Source organism: Streptomyces sp. B21-105, from assembly GCF_036898465.1.
In the GTDB taxonomy this organism is placed as follows: Bacteria; Actinomycetota; Actinomycetes; order Streptomycetales; family Streptomycetaceae; genus Streptomyces.
The window spans coordinates 5,459,522-5,477,723 of record NZ_JARUMJ010000001.1; the positions used below are offsets into that span (position 1 = coordinate 5,459,522).

General features: G+C 69.4%; 14 protein-coding genes. All 14 read left to right on the forward strand.

Annotated features, from left to right (window positions below; genetic code table 11):
• The first annotated feature begins 14 nt into the window (after window positions 1-14).
• The 14 genes from QA802_RS24645 to recQ all read left to right on the forward strand — a co-directional run bounded on the left by QA802_RS24645 (window position 15) and on the right by recQ (window position 18,023).
• Complete coding sequence (locus QA802_RS24645; protein WP_057584832.1) at window positions 15-569, forward strand: NuoB/complex I 20 kDa subunit family protein; 555 nt, start codon at window positions 15-17, stop codon at window positions 567-569.
• Window positions 566-1,351 (forward strand): NADH-quinone oxidoreductase subunit C, encoded by a 786-nt coding sequence (locus tag QA802_RS24650; RefSeq protein WP_334526656.1) that lies wholly within the window; start codon window positions 566-568, stop codon window positions 1,349-1,351. Before QA802_RS24645 ends, QA802_RS24650 begins: the two co-directional genes overlap by 4 nt.
• Complete coding sequence (locus QA802_RS24655) at window positions 1,348-2,682, forward strand: NADH-quinone oxidoreductase subunit D (RefSeq protein ID WP_334526659.1); 1,335 nt, start codon at window positions 1,348-1,350, stop codon at window positions 2,680-2,682. The genes QA802_RS24650 and QA802_RS24655 overlap by 4 nt, the downstream gene beginning before the upstream one ends.
• Window positions 2,679-3,551 carry an NADH-quinone oxidoreductase subunit NuoE gene (nuoE, locus tag QA802_RS24660; RefSeq protein WP_334526662.1) on the forward strand — a complete coding sequence of 291 codons (873 nt, stop codon included), beginning with the start codon at window positions 2,679-2,681 and terminating at the stop codon, window positions 3,549-3,551. Before QA802_RS24655 ends, nuoE begins: the two co-directional genes overlap by 4 nt.
• Window positions 3,548-4,900, forward strand: a complete 1,353-nt coding sequence (nuoF, locus tag QA802_RS24665) for an NADH-quinone oxidoreductase subunit NuoF (protein WP_319164215.1) — start codon at window positions 3,548-3,550, stop codon at window positions 4,898-4,900. The genes nuoE and nuoF overlap by 4 nt, the downstream gene beginning before the upstream one ends.
• Entirely contained in the window at window positions 4,897-7,401 is a 2,505-nt protein-coding gene (locus QA802_RS24670; RefSeq protein ID WP_334526667.1) for an NADH-quinone oxidoreductase subunit G, read from the forward strand. Before nuoF ends, QA802_RS24670 begins: the two co-directional genes overlap by 4 nt.
• Window positions 7,398-8,759 carry an NADH-quinone oxidoreductase subunit NuoH gene (nuoH, locus tag QA802_RS24675; RefSeq protein WP_334526670.1) on the forward strand — a complete coding sequence of 454 codons (1,362 nt, stop codon included), beginning with the start codon at window positions 7,398-7,400 and terminating at the stop codon, window positions 8,757-8,759. The genes QA802_RS24670 and nuoH overlap by 4 nt, the downstream gene beginning before the upstream one ends.
• Window positions 8,752-9,393: an NADH-quinone oxidoreductase subunit NuoI gene (nuoI, locus tag QA802_RS24680; RefSeq protein WP_319164218.1), complete on the forward strand. Its 642-nt coding sequence runs from the start codon at window positions 8,752-8,754 to the stop codon at window positions 9,391-9,393. The genes nuoH and nuoI overlap by 8 nt, the downstream gene beginning before the upstream one ends.
• Entirely contained in the window at window positions 9,390-10,244 is an 855-nt protein-coding gene (locus QA802_RS24685; protein WP_319164219.1) for an NADH-quinone oxidoreductase subunit J, read from the forward strand. The genes nuoI and QA802_RS24685 overlap by 4 nt, the downstream gene beginning before the upstream one ends.
• Complete coding sequence (gene nuoK, locus QA802_RS24690; protein ID WP_003974374.1) at window positions 10,241-10,540, forward strand: NADH-quinone oxidoreductase subunit NuoK; 300 nt, start codon at window positions 10,241-10,243, stop codon at window positions 10,538-10,540. The genes QA802_RS24685 and nuoK overlap by 4 nt, the downstream gene beginning before the upstream one ends.
• 15 nt (window positions 10,541-10,555) lie before the next feature.
• The gene (gene nuoL / locus QA802_RS24695; RefSeq protein ID WP_334526675.1) at window positions 10,556-12,469 is read left to right on the forward strand and encodes an NADH-quinone oxidoreductase subunit L; all 1,914 of its coding nucleotides are present in this window, start codon (window positions 10,556-10,558) and stop codon (window positions 12,467-12,469) included.
• Window positions 12,470-12,474: 5 nt separating this feature from the next.
• Complete coding sequence (locus tag QA802_RS24700) at window positions 12,475-14,070, forward strand: NADH-quinone oxidoreductase subunit M (RefSeq protein WP_334526678.1); 1,596 nt, start codon at window positions 12,475-12,477, stop codon at window positions 14,068-14,070.
• Window positions 14,067-15,725 carry an NADH-quinone oxidoreductase subunit NuoN gene (gene nuoN, locus QA802_RS24705; RefSeq protein WP_334526681.1) on the forward strand — a complete coding sequence of 553 codons (1,659 nt, stop codon included), beginning with the start codon at window positions 14,067-14,069 and terminating at the stop codon, window positions 15,723-15,725. Before QA802_RS24700 ends, nuoN begins: the two co-directional genes overlap by 4 nt.
• Before the next feature lie 219 nt (window positions 15,726-15,944).
• The gene (recQ, locus tag QA802_RS24710; RefSeq protein ID WP_334534860.1) at window positions 15,945-18,023 is read left to right on the forward strand and encodes a DNA helicase RecQ; all 2,079 of its coding nucleotides are present in this window, start codon (window positions 15,945-15,947) and stop codon (window positions 18,021-18,023) included.
• The last annotated feature ends 179 nt before the right edge of the window (window positions 18,024-18,202 follow it).

Sequence of the window (18,202 nt, forward strand, 5' to 3'; positions counted from 1 at the left end):
GGGGCCTTTAAGTCATGGGACTCGAAGAAAAGCTGCCGAGCGGCTTCCTGCTGACCACCGTCGAGCAGGCCGCGGGCTGGGTGCGCAAGGCGTCCGTCTTCCCCGCCACGTTCGGTCTGGCCTGCTGCGCCATCGAAATGATGACGACCGGCGCAGGCCGCTACGACCTGGCGCGCTTCGGCATGGAGGTCTTCCGCGGCTCGCCCCGCCAGGCGGACCTGATGATCGTCGCCGGCCGGGTGAGCCAGAAGATGGCGCCGGTGCTCCGCCAGGTCTACGACCAGATGCCCGCTCCCAAGTGGGTCATCTCCATGGGCGTCTGCGCATCCTCCGGCGGCATGTTCAACAACTACGCGATCGTCCAGGGCGTCGATCACATCGTGCCCGTCGACATCTACCTTCCGGGCTGCCCGCCGCGGCCCGAGATGCTGATGGACGCGATTCTCAAGCTCCATCACAAGATCCAGAACTCCAAGCTGGGCGTGAACGCCGAAGAGGCGGCCCGCGAGGCGGAGGAAGCGGCGCTGAAGGCCCTGCCCATGATCGAGATGAAGGGGCTGCTGCGGTGAGCGACGAGAACGGCGCCCACGGCGCGAACGGCTCCTCGAACGGGGTGAACGGTTCCTCGGACGGGGTGAACCCCGAGAAGGACCTCTCCGCCTCCAACCTCCCGGGCCAGCGCGGCCAGGGCGGGGAGGAGGTCCGCGTCCAGCGCGGCATGTTCGGCGCCGACAACGGCGGCGACACCTCCGGATACGGCGGCCTGGTCCGCTCGATCCGGCTCCCGGGGGCGGCGAGCCGGCCCTACGGCGGCTGGTTCGACGAGGTCGCCGACGAGCTGGAGGGCGCACTGGAGGAGCAGGGCCTCCTCCCCGCGAACGCGATCGAGAAGACGGTCGTCGACCGCGACGAGCTCACCTTCCACATCGAGCGCGAGCACCTGCCACGCGTCGCCCGCACCCTGCGCGACGACCCCGCCCTGCGCTTCGAACTCTGCACCGGCGTCAGCGGCGTGCACTACCTGCATGACAAGGGGCGCGAACTGCACGCCGTCTACCACCTGCGCTCGATCACCCACAACCGGCTGATCCGCCTGGAGGTCAGCGCCCCGGACGCCGACCCGCGCATCCCGTCCCTGGTCCCCGTGTATCCCACCAACGACTGGCACGAACGCGAGACGTACGACTTCTTCGGGATCGTCTTCGACGGCCACCCGGCCCTGACGCGGATCATGATGCCGGACGACTGGCCGGGCCATCCGCAGCGCAAGGACTATCCCCTCGGCGGCATCCCCGTCGAGTACAAGGGCGCCCAGATCCCGGCTCCGGACCAGCGGAGGTCGTACTCGTGAGCACGCAGTCATCAGCCGCGTCCGCCTCGGCGCGCGAGACCACAGAGGGCACCGTATACACGGTCACCGGCGGCGACTGGGACGAGGTCGTCCAGTCCGCGGCCCGCGCCGACGACGAGCGCATCGTCGTCAACATGGGCCCCCAGCACCCCTCCACCCACGGGGTGCTCCGCCTCATCCTGGAGATCGAGGGCGAGACGGTCACCGAGGCCCGCTGCGGCATCGGCTACCTCCACACCGGCATCGAGAAGAACCTCGAGTACCGCACGTGGACGCAGGGCACCACGTTCGTGACGCGCATGGACTACCTGACGTCCTTCTTCAACGAGACCGCCTACTGTCTCGCCGTCGAGAAACTCCTCGGCATCGAGGACCAGATCACCGAGCGAGCCAAGATCATCAGGGTGCTCCTGATGGAGCTGAACCGGATGTCGTCGCACCTGGTGTGCATCGCCACGGGCGGCATGGAGCTCGGCGCCACCACGATCATGATCTACGGATTCCGTGATCGTGAAATGATTCTCGACATCTACGAGCTCATCACGGGCCTGCGGATGAACCACGCGTACATCCGCCCCGGCGGACTCGCCCAGGACCTGCCACCGGGCGCGGTGGACCAGATCCGCGAGTTCGTGAAGAAGATGAAGAAGAACCTCCCCGAGTACGACAAGCTCGCCACCGGGAACCCCATCTTCAAGGCCCGCATGCAGGACGTCGGCTATCTCGACCTGGCCGGCTGCATGGCCCTCGGCGCCACCGGCCCGATCCTGCGCTCCACCGGCCTGCCGCACGACCTGCGCAAGACCCAGCCCTACTGCGACTACGAGACGTACGACTTCGACGTCCCGACCGCCGACTCCTGCGACTCCTACGGCCGCTTCCTGATCCGTCTGGAAGAGATGCGCCAGTCGCTCAGGATCGTCGAGCAGTGCCTGGACCGGCTGCAGCCCGGTCCGGTCATGGTCGCCGACCGGAAGATCGCCTGGCCGGCCCAGCTGGCACTGGGCCCCGACGGTCTCGGCAACTCCCTCGACCACATCAAGAAGATCATGGGCACGTCCATGGAGGCCCTGATCCACCACTTCAAGCTGGTCACCGAGGGCTTCCGCGTGCCGCCGGGCCAGGCGTACTCGGCGGTCGAGTCGCCCAAGGGCGAGCTCGGGGTGCACGTCGTCTCCGACGGAGGCACCCGCCCCTACCGGGTCCACTTCCGGGACCCGTCCTTCACCAACCTGCAAGCCATGGCGGCGATGTGCGAGGGCGGCCAGGTCGCCGACGTCATCGTCGCCGTCGCGTCCATCGATCCCGTGATGGGAGGCGTCGACCGGTGACCACCTCTTCTTCCGAGCGGGGCGTCAGCCTGGGCATGCCCGAACTGCCCGCACCCGCCTACCCGGACGACGTCCGAGCCCGGCTGGAGGCGGACGCGCGCGAGATCATCGCCCGCTACCCCGACTCCCGGTCCGCGCTCCTGCCGTTGCTGCACCTCGTGCAGTCGGAGGAGGGGCACGTCACGCGCACCGGGATGCGCTTCTGCGCCGACGTGCTGGACCTCACCACCGCCGAGGTCACCGCGGTCGCCACCTTCTACACGATGTACCGGCGCGGCCCCAGCGGCGACTACCAGGTGGGTGTCTGCACCAACACGCTGTGTGCGGTGATGGGCGGCGACGCGATCTTCGATGAGCTCCAGGAGTACCTGGGTGTCGGCAACGGTGGGACCACCGACGACAAAAAGATCACTCTGGAGCACATCGAGTGCAACGCGGCCTGCGACTTCGCGCCGGTCGTGATGGTCAACTGGGAGTTCTTCGACAACCAGACCGTCCAGAGCGCTAAGCGCCTGGTGGACGACCTGCGGAGCGGTCGCACGGTGTCCCCGACGCGCGGGGCGCCGCTCTGCTCCTTCAAGGAGACCGCCCGCATCCTGGCGGGCTTCCCCGACGAGCGGGAGGGGGCCGTCGAGGCGAGCGGCAGCGCGGGACCGGCGTCGCTGGTGGGTCTTCGCCTGGCAAAGGGAGAGACCGCATCCGCGCGCGTGGTCCACCCGCGTGACGGCGGGCCGCACGACGAGCCGCGGGACCGGGCCGTCCACGAGCCGTCGCCCACCGAGCACCTGAGTTCGCACGACGCGCCGCAGGACACGTCGGCCTCCGACCCGGCTCACCCGGCAGGGCCTACCGCCGAGGAGGGGGAGTGATGACCTTGGCACCCGAGCTGAAAGGCGGCAGCCCCGAGAAGCTGCTCGCACCCGTGCTGTCGGCCTTCTGGGACGAGGACAGGTCCTGGAGCCTGGACGTCTACCGAAGGCACGAGGGATACGAGGGCCTCCGCAAGGCGCTCGCCATGTCGCCGGACGAACTGATCGCGTTCGTCAAGGACTCCGGTCTGCGCGGGCGAGGCGGCGCGGGATTCCCGACGGGTATGAAATGGCAGTTCATTCCCCAAGGGGATGGAAAGCCGCACTATCTAGTTGTCAACGCCGACGAATCGGAGCCCGGGACCTGCAAGGACATCCCGCTCCTCTTCGCGAACCCGCACAGCCTCATCGAGGGCATCGTGATCGCGTGTTACGCCATCAGGTCGTCTCATGCCTTCATCTATCTGCGTGGTGAAGTCGTTCCGGTTCTGCGACGGTTGCACGAGGCCGTGCGCGAGGCCTACGCGGCGGGCTATCTCGGCGAGAACATCCTGGGCAGCGGACTCGACCTGCAGCTCACCGTGCACGCCGGCGCCGGCGCGTACATCTGCGGTGAGGAGACCGCGCTGCTCGACTCGCTCGAAGGCCGCCGTGGTCAACCGCGGCTTCGTCCCCCCTTTCCTGCGGTCGCGGGCCTCTATGCGTGCCCGACTGTGGTGAATAACGTCGAGTCGATCGCGTCAGTTCCCGCCATCCTGCACAAGGGCAAGGAATGGTTCAGGTCGATGGGAAGCGAGAAGTCCCCGGGCTTCACGCTCTACTCCCTCAGCGGCCACGTCGCGAGCCCCGGCCAGTACGAGGCGCCGCTCGGCATCACCCTGCGCCAGCTCCTCGAGATGAGCGGCGGCATGCGACCCGGGCACCGGCTCAAGTTCTGGACGCCGGGCGGCTCCTCGACGCCGATGTTCACCGACGAGCACCTCGACGTCCCTCTTGACTACGAAGGAGTGGGGGCCGCGGGTTCCATGCTCGGCACGAAAGCCCTGCAGTGCTTCGACGAGACGACCTGCGTCGTGCGTGCCGTGACCCGGTGGACCGAGTTCTACGCCCACGAGTCCTGCGGCAAGTGCACGCCGTGCCGCGAAGGCACGTACTGGCTCGTGCAGTTGCTGCGTGACATCGAGGCGGGCAAGGGCTCCCTGTCCGATCTCGACAAGCTGAACGACATCGCCGACAACATCAACGGCAAGTCCTTCTGCGCCCTCGGCGACGGTGCCGCCTCGCCGATCTTCTCCTCGCTCAAGTACTTCCGCGAGGAGTACGAGCAGCACATCACGGGCCGCGGCTGCCCCTTCGACCCGGCCAAGTCGACGGCGTGGGCGGACAAGCACACGGAGGTGAACGCATGACGGTGACCACCAGCGCTCCCTCCGGAGGCGGCGAGGCGGCGGTCCCGCCGGAAGATCTCGTGACGTTGACGATCGACGGCGCCGAGATCAGCGTGCCCAAGGGCACCCTGGTCATCCGGGCCGCCGAACAGCTCGGCATCGAGATCCCCCGCTTCTGCGACCATCCCCTCCTCGACCCCGCAGGCGCCTGCCGCCAGTGCATCGTCGACGTCGAGGGCCAGCGCAAGCCGATGGCGTCCTGCACGATCACGTGCACGGACGGCATGGTGGTGAAGACCCACCTCACCTCGCCGGTCGCCGAGAAGGCGCAGCACGGTGTGATGGAGCTCCTCCTCATCAACCACCCCCTCGACTGCCCGGTCTGCGACAAGGGCGGCGAGTGCCCCCTGCAGAACCAGGCCATGTCGCACGGGCAGGCCGAGTCCCGCTTCGAGGGCAGGAAGCGGACCTACGAGAAGCCCGTCCCGATCTCCACCCAGGTGCTCCTCGACCGGGAGCGGTGTGTGCTGTGCGCGCGCTGCACCCGGTTCTCGAACCAGGTGGCGGGCGACCCGATGATCGAGCTGCTCGAGCGGGGCGCGCTGCAGCAGGTCGGCACCGGCGAGGGCGACCCCTTCGAGTCGTACTTCTCCGGCAACACCATCCAGATCTGCCCGGTCGGCGCGCTGACCTCGGCGGCGTACCGATTCCGCTCCCGGCCGTTCGACCTGGTCTCCTCGCCGTCGGTCTGCGAGCACTGCTCCGGCGGCTGCGCCACCCGCACCGACCACCGGCGCGGCAAGGTGATGCGGCGGCTGGCCGCCGACGACCCCGAGGTCAACGAGGAGTGGATCTGCGACAAGGGGCGCTTCGCGTTCCGGTACGCGCAAGCGCGGGACCGGCTCGACACGCCTCTGGTGCGCAACGCCGAGGGGGACCTCGTACCGGCTTCCTGGCCGGAGGCCCTGCAGATCGCGGCTCAGGGCCTGCTGGCGTCGCGCGGCAGGACCGGCGTCCTGACCGGCGGACGTCTCACCGTCGAGGACGCCTACGCCTACAGCAAGTTCGCGCGCGTGGCGCTCGACACGAACGACATCGACTTCCGCGCGCGGGTGCACAGCGGCGAGGAGGCCGACTTCCTGGCCGCCCGCGTCGCCGGCCGCGGCCGCGATCTCGACGGCACGGGCGTCACGTACTCCTCCCTGGAGAAGGCGCCCGCCGTCCTGCTGGTCGGGTTCGAGTCGGAGGAGGAGGCGCCCGGCGTCTTTCTGCGGCTGCGCAAGGCCTGGCGGGGGCACCGCCAGCGGGTGTTCTCGCTGGCCACGCATGCCACGCGAGGTCTGGAGAAGGCGGGCGGCACACTGCTGCCGGCCGCTCCGGGCACCGAGACCGAGTGGCTGGACGCGCTGGCGAGCGGCGTCGGTCTGGCGGACGCGGGCGGCACGGCCGCGGAAGCGCTGCGGGCCGAGGGCGCGGTGATCGTCGTCGGCGAACGGCTGGCCGCGGTGGCGGGCGGGCTCACCGCCGCGGCGAGGGCCGCCTCGGCGACCGGTGCCCGGCTGGTGTGGATTCCGCGCCGGGCGGGGGAGCGGGGCGCGATCGAGGCGGGCGCCCTGCCGTCGCTGCTGCCGGGCGGCCGTCCGGCCACCGACCCCCGCGCGCGTGAGGAGGTCGCCGCGGCCTGGGGCCTGGCCGAACTCCCGCATCGCTACGGCCGGGACACCGGGCAGATCGTCGAGGCCGCCGCCTCCGGCGAACTACAGGCGTTGCTGGTCGCGGGCGTCGAGGTCGCGGATCTGCCCGACCCGGCACGCGCGCGTGAGGCGCTGGCCGAGGCCGGCTTCGTGGTGTCGCTGGAGCTGCGGCCCGGCGAGGTCACCGAGCACGCCGACGTCGTCCTCCCGGTGGCCGCGGTCGCCGAGAAGCCAGGCACCTTCCTCAACTGGGAGGGCCGGCTCCGCTTCTTCGAGGCGGCCCTGAAGCCCGACCAGATGGCCCGCCGTGCGGCGCCTGCCGACGCGCGCGTGCTGCAGATGCTCGCCGACGCCATGGACGTCCATCTCGGCCTGCCGGATCTGCGCACCGCCCGTGCGGAGCTCGACCGGCTCGGGGCCTGGGAGGGCTCCGGCGCCGCCGATCCCACGGAGCCGGCCGCGCAGTTGCCGCGCCCCGCGGCCGGGGAGGCCGTCCTCGCCGGGCATCGTCTGCTGCTCGACCAGGGCGTCCTCCAGCAGGGCGACGAGGCGCTCGCCGGGACCCGGCACGCGGCCCACGCGCGCGTGTCGGCTGCCACGGCCGCCGAGGCCGGCGTCAAGGACGGCGACCTGCTCGCCGTCACCGGGCCCGCCGGAACGGTCGCGCTGCCGCTGCGGATCACCGAGATGCCCGACCGGGTGGTCTGGCTCCCGCTGAACTCCACCGGCCGGGGCGTCGCCTCCGACTCCGGAGCCACGCCCGGCTCCCTCGTACGCATCGGCCCGGCGACGCTCACCGCCGACGCCCCCAAGGAGGTGGAGGCATGAGCCCGTACTTCGCCGCTGAAGACCTCTCGATGTTCGGCCGCGACCCCTGGTGGCTGGTCGTCGTCAAGGCGGTCTTCTGCTTCGCCTTCCTGATGGTGACCGTGCTGTTCTCCATCGTCTGGGAGCGCAAGGTCGTCGCCTGGATGCAGCTGCGCATCGGCCCCAACCGGCACGGCCCCTGGGGCATGCTCCAGTCGCTCGCCGACGGCGTGAAGCTGATGCTGAAGGAAGACCTCGTCGTCAAACGCGCGGACAAGGTGGTGTACGTCCTCGCGCCGATCGTCGCGGCCATCCCGGCCTTCATGGCGATCGCGGTGATCCCCTTCGGGCCGGCCGACAACGAGATCTCGATCTTCGGCCAGCGCACCACGATGCAGCTGACCGACCTGCCGATCGCGATGCTCTACGTCCTGGCGGTCGCCTCCGTCGGCATCTACGGCATCGTGCTGGCCGGCTGGAGCTCCGGCTCCACCTACCCGCTGCTGGGCGGCCTGCGGTCCTGCGCGCAGATGATCTCCTACGAGATCGCCATGGGCGCGGCGTTCGCCTCGGTGTTCCTCTACTCCGGGTCGATGTCGACGTCGACGATCGTCGAGCAGCAGCAGGACCGCTGGTACATCCTCCTGCTGCCGGTCTCCTTCATCCTCTACATCATCACGATGGTGGGCGAGACCAACCGCGCCCCGTTCGACATGCCGGAGTCCGAGGGCGACCTGGTCGGCGGCTTCAACACCGAGTACTCGTCGATCAAGTTCGCGCTGTTCATGCTCGCCGAGTACGTGAACATGGTGACGGTCTCCGCCGTGTCGACCACGCTCTTCCTCGGCGGCTGGCGCGCCCCCTGGCCGATCAGCGGCTTCTGGGAGGGCGCGAACCACGGCTGGTGGCCGATGCTCTGGTTCGTCGTCAAGGTGCAGCTGCTGCTGTTCTTCTTCATCTGGCTGCGCGGCACGCTTCCCCGCGTCCGCTACGACCAGCTGATGAAGCTCGGCTGGAAGGTCCTGATCCCGGTCTCGGTGACGTGGCTGATGCTCGTCGCGACCGTACGGACGCTGCGCAACGAGAACTACGACTTCGCCGACATCGCCCTCTACGTGTGCGGCGGTGTCCTGGTCCTGCTGTTGCTCTCCTTCGTCGCGGACATGTTCCGCAACGCGAGGAAGGAGGCGCAGGCCCCCGCCGAGCCTGCCGACTTCGACCCGATGGCGGGCGGATTCCCCGTGCCGCCGCTGCCGGGGCAGGAGCTGCCGCCGGTGCCGAGGCGGCGCCCGAGCCGGGAGCGGGAGCTCGTTGTCAGTGGTGGAGTGGACACTGTGAGTGACGGATCGCTGGATGGAAAGGAGGCGTCCGATGGCTGAGGAGCCCAAGGAGACCAAGCCCGGTTTCCAGAACCCCGTGGCCGGCTTCGGCGTGACCTTCAAGGCCATGTTCAAGAAGCGGCTGACCGAGCAGTACCCGGAGCAGGAGAAGACCACAGCTCCCCGGTTCCACGGACGGCACCAGCTCAACCGCCATCCGGACGGCCTGGAGAAGTGCGTCGGCTGTGAGCTGTGCGCCTGGGCCTGCCCCGCCGACGCCATCTACGTGGAGGGCGCGGACAACACCGACGAGGAGCGCTACTCCCCGGGCGAGCGGTACGGCCGCGTCTACCAGATCAACTACGCCCGCTGCATCCTGTGCGGCCTGTGCATCGAGGCGTGTCCCACGCGCGCGTTGACGATGACGAACGAGTTCGAGCTGGCCGACTCCAGCCGCGCCAACCTGATCTACACCAAGGAGCAGCTGCTCGCCGGTCTCGACGAGGGCATGGTCGACTCGCCGCACGCCATCTACCCGGGCACGGACGAGCAGGACTACTACCGGGGTCTGGTCACGGAGGCCGCGCCGGGCACGGAACGCCAGACGGCCGTCTCCAAGGGCGAGAGCCCGCAGGAGTCCGCCTCCACGTCCGGCGCGGGCGAGCCGTCGTCGGAGGAGGTGGTCGGCCGATGAGCGCGCAGCTCGCCGCCTACGCCACCTCGACCGGCGAGGCCTTCCAGTTCTGGGTGCTCGGCACGGTCGCGGTGATCGGCGCCCTGTGCACCGTCTTCATGAAGAAGGCCGTGCACAGCGCGCTCTGTCTCGCCGGCACCATGATCGTCCTGGCGGTGTTCTACCTCGCCAACGGCGCCTACTTCCTGGGCATCGTGCAGATCGTGGTCTACACCGGCGCGATCATGATGCTCTTCCTGTTCGTGGTGATGCTCGTCGGCGTCACCGCGGCGGACTCGCTGAAGGAGACCATCAAGGGGCAGCGCTGGCTGGCCCTCCTGTGCGGTCTCGGCTTCGGCGTCCTGCTGATCGCCGGCATCGGCAACGCCTCCCTGACGGAGTTCAACGGCCTCACCGAGGCGAACGCGCACGGCAACGTGGAGGGTCTCGCCGCCCTCATCTTCACGAAGTACGTCTTCGCGTTCGAGATCACCGGCGCCCTGCTGATCACGGCGGCCGTGGGCGCCATGGTGCTCACCCACCGTGAGCGCACAGAGCGGCCCAAGACGCAGCGGGAGCTGGCCGAGCAGCGCGTCCGTGAGGGCAAGCACGTTCCGCCGCTGCCGGCCCCCGGCGTGTACGCGCGGCACAACGCGGTGGACGTCCAGGGCCTGCTGCCCGACGGCACCCCGTCGGAGCTCACGGTCAGCAGGACGCTGCGTGAGCGCGGTCAGATCAGGGACGTGTCCGCCGAGGCGCTGAGCGACCTCAAGGCCCTCGACCAGCGCGCCGAGGAGCGCCTGGAGCGGGCCGCGGTCGAGCCGCCCCGCCTGGGGCCGAACTCCCGGCGGACCGAGGAGGCGTCGAAGTGAACCCCGTCAACTATCTCTATCTCGCGGCCCTGTTGTTCACGATCGGTGCCACGGGCGTGCTGATCAGGCGCAACGCGATCGTCGTCTTCATGTGCATCGAGCTGATGCTCAACGCCTGCAACCTCGCGTTCGTCGCCTTCTCCCGGATGCACGGCAACCTCGACGGCCAGATCATCGCCTTCTTCACGATGGTCGTCGCCGCCGCGGAAGTCGTGGTCGGACTCGCGATCATCGTGTCGCTGTTCCGTTCCCGCCACTCGGCCTCGGTCGACGACGCCAGCCTGATGAAGCTGTAAGGGGTCGGAAGAATCGTGGAGAACCTGATTGCGCTGCTGATCGCGGCGCCCCTGCTCGGAGCGGCCGTCCTGCTGGTCGGCGGCCGCCGGCTCGACGCCGTCGGCCACTGGATCGGCACGCTGCTCGCGGCCGTCTCCTTCCTGCTCGGTGTCGTCCTCTTCGGCGACCTGCTGAGCAGGAACGCCGAAGACCGCACACTGACGCAGCACCTGTTCAGCTGGATCCCGGTCGAGGGCTTCCAGGCGGACGTCGCCTTCCGCGTCGACCAGTTGTCGATGACGTTCGTGCTGCTGATCACGGGCGTCGGCTCGCTGATCCACCTGTACTCGATCGGGTACATGGAGCACGACGAGCGGCGGCGCCGCTTCTTCGGCTACCTGAACCTGTTCCTCGCGGCGATGCTGCTGCTCGTCCTCGCCGACAACTACCTGCTGCTGTATGTCGGCTGGGAAGGCGTCGGTCTCGCGTCCTACCTGCTCATCGGCTTCTGGCAGCACAAGCCCAGCGCCGCCACCGCCGCGAAGAAGGCCTTCCTGGTCAACCGCGTCGGCGACATGGGGCTGTCCATCGCCATCATGCTGATGTTCACCACCTTCGGGACGTTCGCCTTCGGCCCGCTGCTCGGGACGGAGGGGGAGCCCGGCCTCGCCGGTGACGCGACGGAGGGCAAGCTCACCGCCATCGCCCTGATGCTGCTGCTCGCCGCCTGCGGCAAGTCCGCCCAGGTGCCGCTGCAGTCCTGGCTCGGGGACGCGATGGAGGGTCCGACCCCCGTCTCGGCTCTCATCCACGCCGCCACCATGGTGACCGCGGGCGTCTACCTGATCGTCCGATCGGCCGCCGTCTTCAACGGCGCGCCCGACGCGCAGCTCGTCGTCACCGTCGTCGGCGCCGTCACGCTCCTGTTCGGTGCGATCGTCGGTTGCGCGAAGGACGACATCAAGAAGGCACTGGCCGGTTCGACCATGTCGCAGATCGGCTACATGGTGCTGGCCGCGGGCCTCGGTCCCATCGGCTACGTCTTCGCGATCATGCACCTGGTGACGCACGGTTTCTTCAAGGCCGGGCTGTTCCTCGGCGCGGGCTCGGTCATGCACGGCATGAACGACGAGGTCGACATGCGCAAGTACGGCGGCCTGCGCAGGTACATGCCGGTCACCTTCGTCACCTTCGGTCTGGGATACCTCGCGATCATCGGCTTCCCCGGACTGTCCGGCTTCTTCTCCAAGGACAAGATCATCGAGGCGGCGTTCGCCAAGGGCGGCACCGAGGGCTGGATCCTCGGCGGCTGCGCCCTGCTCGGCGCGGCCATCACCGCGTACTACATGACACGCGTGATGCTGCTGACGTTCTTCGGTGAGAAGCGCTGGCAGCCCGACGCGGACGGCCACGAGCCGCACCCGCACGAGTCCCCGAAGTCCATGACGATCCCCATGATCGTGCTGGCGTTCGGCTCGGTGTTCGCCGGCGGGTTCTTCAGCATCGGCGACCGCTTCCTGCACTGGCTGGAGCCCGTCACCGGCCACTCCCACGGCGACTCGCCGGTCAGCGCCCTCACCGTCACCCTCGCCACCATGGTGGTGCTGGTGATCGGCGTGGCGATCGCCTACGCCCAGTACGGCCGCCGTCCGGTCCCGGTCGTCGCCCCGCGCGGGTCGCTGCTCACCCGGGCCGCCCGACGCGACCTGCTCCAGGACGACTTCAACCACGTCGTACTGGTCCGCGGCGGCGAGCACCTCACGCGCTCCCTGGTCTACGTCGATCACACCTTGGTCGACGGAGTCGTCAACGGCACGGCGGCCTCGGTCGGCGGCCTCTCCGGGCGACTGCGCCGACTGCAGAACGGCTTCGCGCGGTCGTACGCGGTCTCGATGTTCGGCGGTGCGGCGGTCCTCATCGCCGCGACCCTGCTGATGAGGGCGGTCTGATACCGATGTCCTTTCCTCTGCTGACAGCGACGGCGGCGCTCCCGGCGATCGGGGCGGTGGCCACGGCCGCCGTGCCGGCCGCCCGGCGCAACGCCGCCAAATCGCTGGCGTTGCTGTTCTCCGTCGCCACGCTCGTCCTGGCGATCTTCGTCCTGGTCCGCTTCGACCCGGACGGCGCCCGCTACCAGCTCACCGAATCCCACTCCTGGATCGCCGACTTCGGAGTCCGGTACGAACTCGGCGTGGACGGCATCGGAGTCGCGCTCGTCGCGCTGACCGCGCTGCTGATCCCGTTCATCATCCTCGCGGGCTGGCACGACGCCGACCCGCTGGAGACCGGCGACGCATCTCTCAGCAGCTTCGCTGCGGGGCGCTGGCGGCCCACTCAGGGCTTCTTCGCCCTGATCCTGGCCGTCGAGGCGATGGTGATCCTCTCCTTCGAGGCCACCGACGTCTTCCTCTTCTACATCTTCTTCGAAGCCATGCTCATCCCGATGTACTTCCTCATCGGCGGCTTCGGGGACCGTGCCCACGCGCACGGCGAGGAGACGGCGGCCACCCAACGGTCGTACGCGGCGGTCAAGTTCCTCCTGTACAACCTGGTCGGCGGTCTGATCATGCTGGCCGCGGTGATCGGCCTCTACGTGGTCGCCGGGAACTTCTCGCTCACGGACATCGCCGAGGCCCGCGCCAACGGCACACTCGACATGGCGACGAACACCGAACGCTGGCTGTTCCTCGGCTTCTTCTTCGCCTTCGCGGTGAAGGCCCCGCTGTGGCCGCTGCACACCTGGCTGCCCAACGCCATGGGCGAGGCGACCGCCCCCGTCGCGGTGCTGATCACGGCGGTGGTCGACAAGGTGGGCACCTTCGCGATGCTCCGGTTCTGCCTCCAGCTCTTCCCCGAGGCGAGCAAGTGGGCGACGCCCGTGATCCTCGTCCTGGCGCTGATCAGCATCATCTACGGGGCGCTGCTCGCCGTCGGCCAGCGGGACATCAAGCGGCTTGTGGCGTACGCGTCGATCTCGCACTTCGGGTTCATCATCCTGGGCATCTTCGCGATGACCAGCCAGGGCCAGTCGGGCGCGACGCTCTACATGGTCAACCACGGCATCTCGACGGCCGCCCTGATGCTGGTCGCCGGATTCCTCATCTCGCGGCGCGGCTCGCGGCTCATCGCCGACTACGGCGGTGTGCAGAAGGTCGCTCCGGTGCTGGCCGGCACGTTCCTGATCGGCGGTCTGGCGACGCTGTCGCTGCCGGGGCTCGCGCCGTTCGTGAGTGAGTTCCTCGTCCTGGTGGGCACGTTCGCGCGCTACCCGGCCGTCGGCATCATCGCCACCTTCGGCATCGTCCTGGCCGCCCTCTACACGCTGGTCCTCTACCAGCGGACGATGACGGGCCCGGTCAAGCCCGAGGTCTCCGCGATGCCGGACCTGCGCGCGCGTGAGCTCGCCGTCGTCGCCCCGCTGATCGTGCTGCTGATCTTCCTGGGCGTCTACCCGAAGCCCGTCACGGACATCGTGAACCCGGCGGTCAAGCAGACCTTGTCCGACGTACACAAGAAGGACCCCCAGCCCGAGGTGGAGGCGGCCAAGTGAGCGCATCAGCCGTCCACAGCCTGTGGACAACGGCGGCAGCCGCGACCGAGCCGATCTCGAAGATCGACGCGCCGAAGATCGAGTACGGGCAGCTGTCGCCCACCTTGATCGTCGTGGGTGCGGCGATCATCGGGGTGCTCGTCGAGGCGTTCGTGCCGCGCAAGCACCGCTACTACGCACAGCTGTTCGTGTCCGTCGTGGCGCTGGTCGCCGCCTTCGCCGCGGTGATCGCGCTGGCGGCGGGCGGCTACGGCACCACGAAGGCGCGCATCGCGGCCATGGGCGCGATCGCCGTCGACGGACCCGCCCTCTTCCTTCAGGGCACGATTTTGCTGGCCGCCCTGGTCGGGGCGTTCACCTTCGCCGAAAGGCGGCTCGATCCCGAGGCGCACGGCAACCGGGTCGACTCCTTCGCCGCTCAGGCGGCCTCCGTGCCCGGAAGCGACAGCGAGAAGGCCGCCGTCAAGGCCGGTTTCACGACCACCGAGGTCTTCCCGCTGCTGCTGTTCGCGGTCGCCGGCATGCTGGTCTTCCCGTCGGCCAACGACCTGCTGACGCTCTTCATCGCACTGGAAGTCTTCTCGCTGCCGCTGTACCTGCTGTGCGCGGTGGCCCGCCGCAAGCGGCTCATGTCGCAGGAAGCCGCGGTCAAGTACTTCCTCCTCGGGGCGTTCGCCTCCGCCTTCACCCTCTTCGGCATCGCCCTGCTGTACGGCTACGCGGGATCGGTGTCGTACGCGACGATCGCGCAGGTCGTCGACGGAACGGTGCAGAACATGAACCCGGCGCTCGCCGACACCATGGGCAACGACGCGCTGCTGCTCATCGGTGCCGCGATGATCGTCATGGGCCTGCTGTTCAAGGTCGGCGCGGTGCCCTTCCACATGTGGACGCCCGACGTCTACCAGGGCGCGCCGACGCCCGTCACCGGCTTCATGGCCGCGGCGACCAAGGTGGCCGCGTTCGGCGCGCTGCTGCGCCTGCTGTACGTCGTCCTGCCCGGGCTGCGCTGGGACTGGCGGCCGGTGATGTGGGGCGTCGCGATCGTCACCATGCTGGGCGGTGCGATCGTCGCGATCACGCAGACCGACATCAAGCGGCTGCTGGCGTACTCGTCGATCGCGCACGCCGGATTCATCCTCGCCGGCGTCATCGCGACCACCCCGGACGGCGTCTCGTCCGTCCTCTTCTACCTGGCCGCGTACTCGTTCGTGACGATCGGCGCGTTCGCCGTGGTCACCCTCGTGCGCGACGCCGGCGGTGAGGCGACGCACCTGTCCAAGTGGGCGGGGCTCGGCCGGCGGTCGCCGCTGGTGGCTGCCGTGTTCGCGGTGTTCCTGCTGGCCTTCGCCGGTATCCCGCTGACCTCCGGGTTCGCCGGTAAGTTCGCCGTGTTCAAGGCGGCGGCGGAGGGCGGCGCGGCACCTCTGGTCGTGGTCGGCGTGATCTCGTCCGCGATCGCCGCCTTCTTCTACATCCGGGTGATCGTGCTGATGTTCTTCAGTGAGCCGCGGCCCGAGGGCCCGACCGTCGCCGTCCCGTCCCCGCTGACGATGACGGCGATCGGCGTGGGCGTGGCGGTCACGCTCGTGCTCGGTGTGGCGCCCCAGTACTTCCTGGACCTGGCGAACCAGGCGGGAGTGTTCGTGCGCTGAGCCGGCGGCGAGGCGCGCCGGCCTGCGCCTGCCGGCGTTGTGGGCCCGGTTCCCAGGGGACCGGGCCCACCGTCGTCGCACAGGTGAGCGACGCGGGCCGATTCCCAGGGGGCATCACGCAGAGTCACCGGATCGGGTCTGTGGATAACTCCGGCGGTGTCGGTGCGGACCCCTATCGTGGAGGCAGTGGTCGAAGGGCGACGTACGGGGGACCAGACGATGGGCGCGACGGGCGGGATCAGCGAGATGACAGGGATCACCGGGACACCGGAGCGGACCGACAGCGAGGCCCTGGCCACGCTGCACCGGGTCTTCGGATACGAGGCCTTCCGCGGCGCGCAGGAAGAGGTCATCGAGCACGTGGTGGCGGGTGGGGACGCGGTGGTCCTCATGCCGACCGGCGGCGGCAAGTCGCTCTGCTACCAGATCCCCGCCCTGGTCCGACCCGGCACGGGAATCGTCGTCTCCCCGCTGATCGCGCTGATGCAGGACCAGGTGGACGCGCTGCGGGCACTCGGCGTGAACGCCGGGTTCATGAACTCCACGCAGGACTTCGACGAGCGGCGCGTGGTCGAGGCCGAGTTCCTGGCCGGCGAGCTGGACCTGCTGTACCTCGCGCCGGAGCGACTGCGCCTCGAGTCCACCCAGGAACTTCTGTCCCGCGGCAAGATCGCGGTGTTCGCGATCGACGAGGCGCACTGTGTGTCCCAGTGGGGCCACGACTTCCGCCCCGACTACCTCACGCTCGCCGTGCTCGGCGAGCGCTGGCCCGACGTCCCGAGGGTCGCCCTCACGGCGACGGCGACGCGCGCCACGCACGACGAGATCACCCAGCGGCTCAACATGCCGTCGGCCCGGCACTTCGTGGCGAGCTTCGACCGGCCGAACATCCAGTACCGGATCGTACCGAAGGCCGACCCCAAGAAGCAGCTGCTGAGCTTCCTGCGCGAGGAACACGCGGGCGACGCGGGCATCGTGTACTGCCTCTCACGCAACTCCGTGGAGAAGACAGCCGAGTTCCTCTCCCGCAACGGCGTCGAGGCGGTCCCCTACCACGCGGGTCTGGACGCGGGCACGCGCGCCGCCCACCAGTCCCGGTTCCTGCGCGAGGACGGCCTGGTGGTGTGCGCGACCATCGCCTTCGGCATGGGCATCGACAAACCGGACGTGCGGTTCGTCGCCCACCTCGACCTGCCGAAGTCGATCGAGGGCTACTACCAGGAGACCGGGCGCGGCGGCCGTGACGGGCTGCCGTCCACGGCCTGGATGGCGTACGGCCTCAACGACGTCATACAGCAGCGCAAGCTCATCCAGTCCGGTGAGGGCGACGAGGCGTTCCGGCGCAGGGCCGCCGCCCACCTGGACTCGATGCTGGCGCTGTGCGAGACCGCGCAGTGCCGCCGTGGACAGCTCCTCGCCTACTTCGGCCAGGAACCGGACGCGGCGGGCTGCGGCAACTGCGACACCTGCCTCACCCCGCCGGAGACGTGGGACGGCACGGTCGCGGCCCAGAAGGTCCTGTCCACGGTGGTGCGGTTGCAGCGCGAGCGCGGACAGAAGTTCGGCGCCGTGCAGATCGTCGACATCCTGATGGGCAAGCGCACGGCCAAGGTGATCCAGTTCGACCACGACCAGCTCTCGGTGTTCGGCATCGGCGAGGATCTCACCGAGGGTGAATGGCGAGGCGTCGTCCGGCAGTTGCTGGCGCAGGGGCTGCTGGCCGTCGAGGGCGAGTACGGCACGCTCGTGCTGACGGAGGCCAGCGGGGCGGTGCTGCGCCGCGAAGGGGACGTGTTGCTGCGCAAGGAGCCGAAGAGGCCGGTCACGTCGTCCAAGGCGTCGGGGGGTTCCTCGTCCGGCCGCAAGGGGGCCAAGGCCGCCGTGGCCGAGCTGCCCGAGGAACTGCTGCCCGCCTTCGAGGCGCTGCGCGCCTGGCGCGCGGAACAGGCCCGTGAGCAGGGCGTTCCGGCGTACGTCATCTTCCACGACGCCACGCTTCGCGAGATCGCCACGGTGTGGCCGACGTCGGTGCGGCAACTCGGCGGGATCAGCGGGGTCGGCGAGAAGAAGCTGGTGACGTACGGGGAGGGCGTGGTCGCGGTCCTGGCCTCATTGGGCGGGCCCCCGCAGGGTGGCACCGAGGCGGGTGCGACCGAAGGTTCGGCTGCCGGGCGTGCCGGTGGTGGTGCCGGAGCCGGTGCCCACGCAGCTGCCGGCGGGAACGCCGCCACGGACCCGGGCGCTTCGGACCTCTGGCCCGACGTGGACGAAGAGCCCGCGCCCGAGGACTGGATATAGAGAGCCGCGCCTCCTCGTCCCGTCCCGTCCCGTCCTGTCCCGTTCCGTCCCGTCCCGAGTGCCACTGTCCGGAGTCCGACCGTGCCGATTCCCGTGTCCCCCGTCAGGGGCCGAACCCGGGGGCGGAGGCGGCGCTCGTGCCGCTGCGGTCCTCGGCGTGCCCGGCTCGTGGGTGCCGG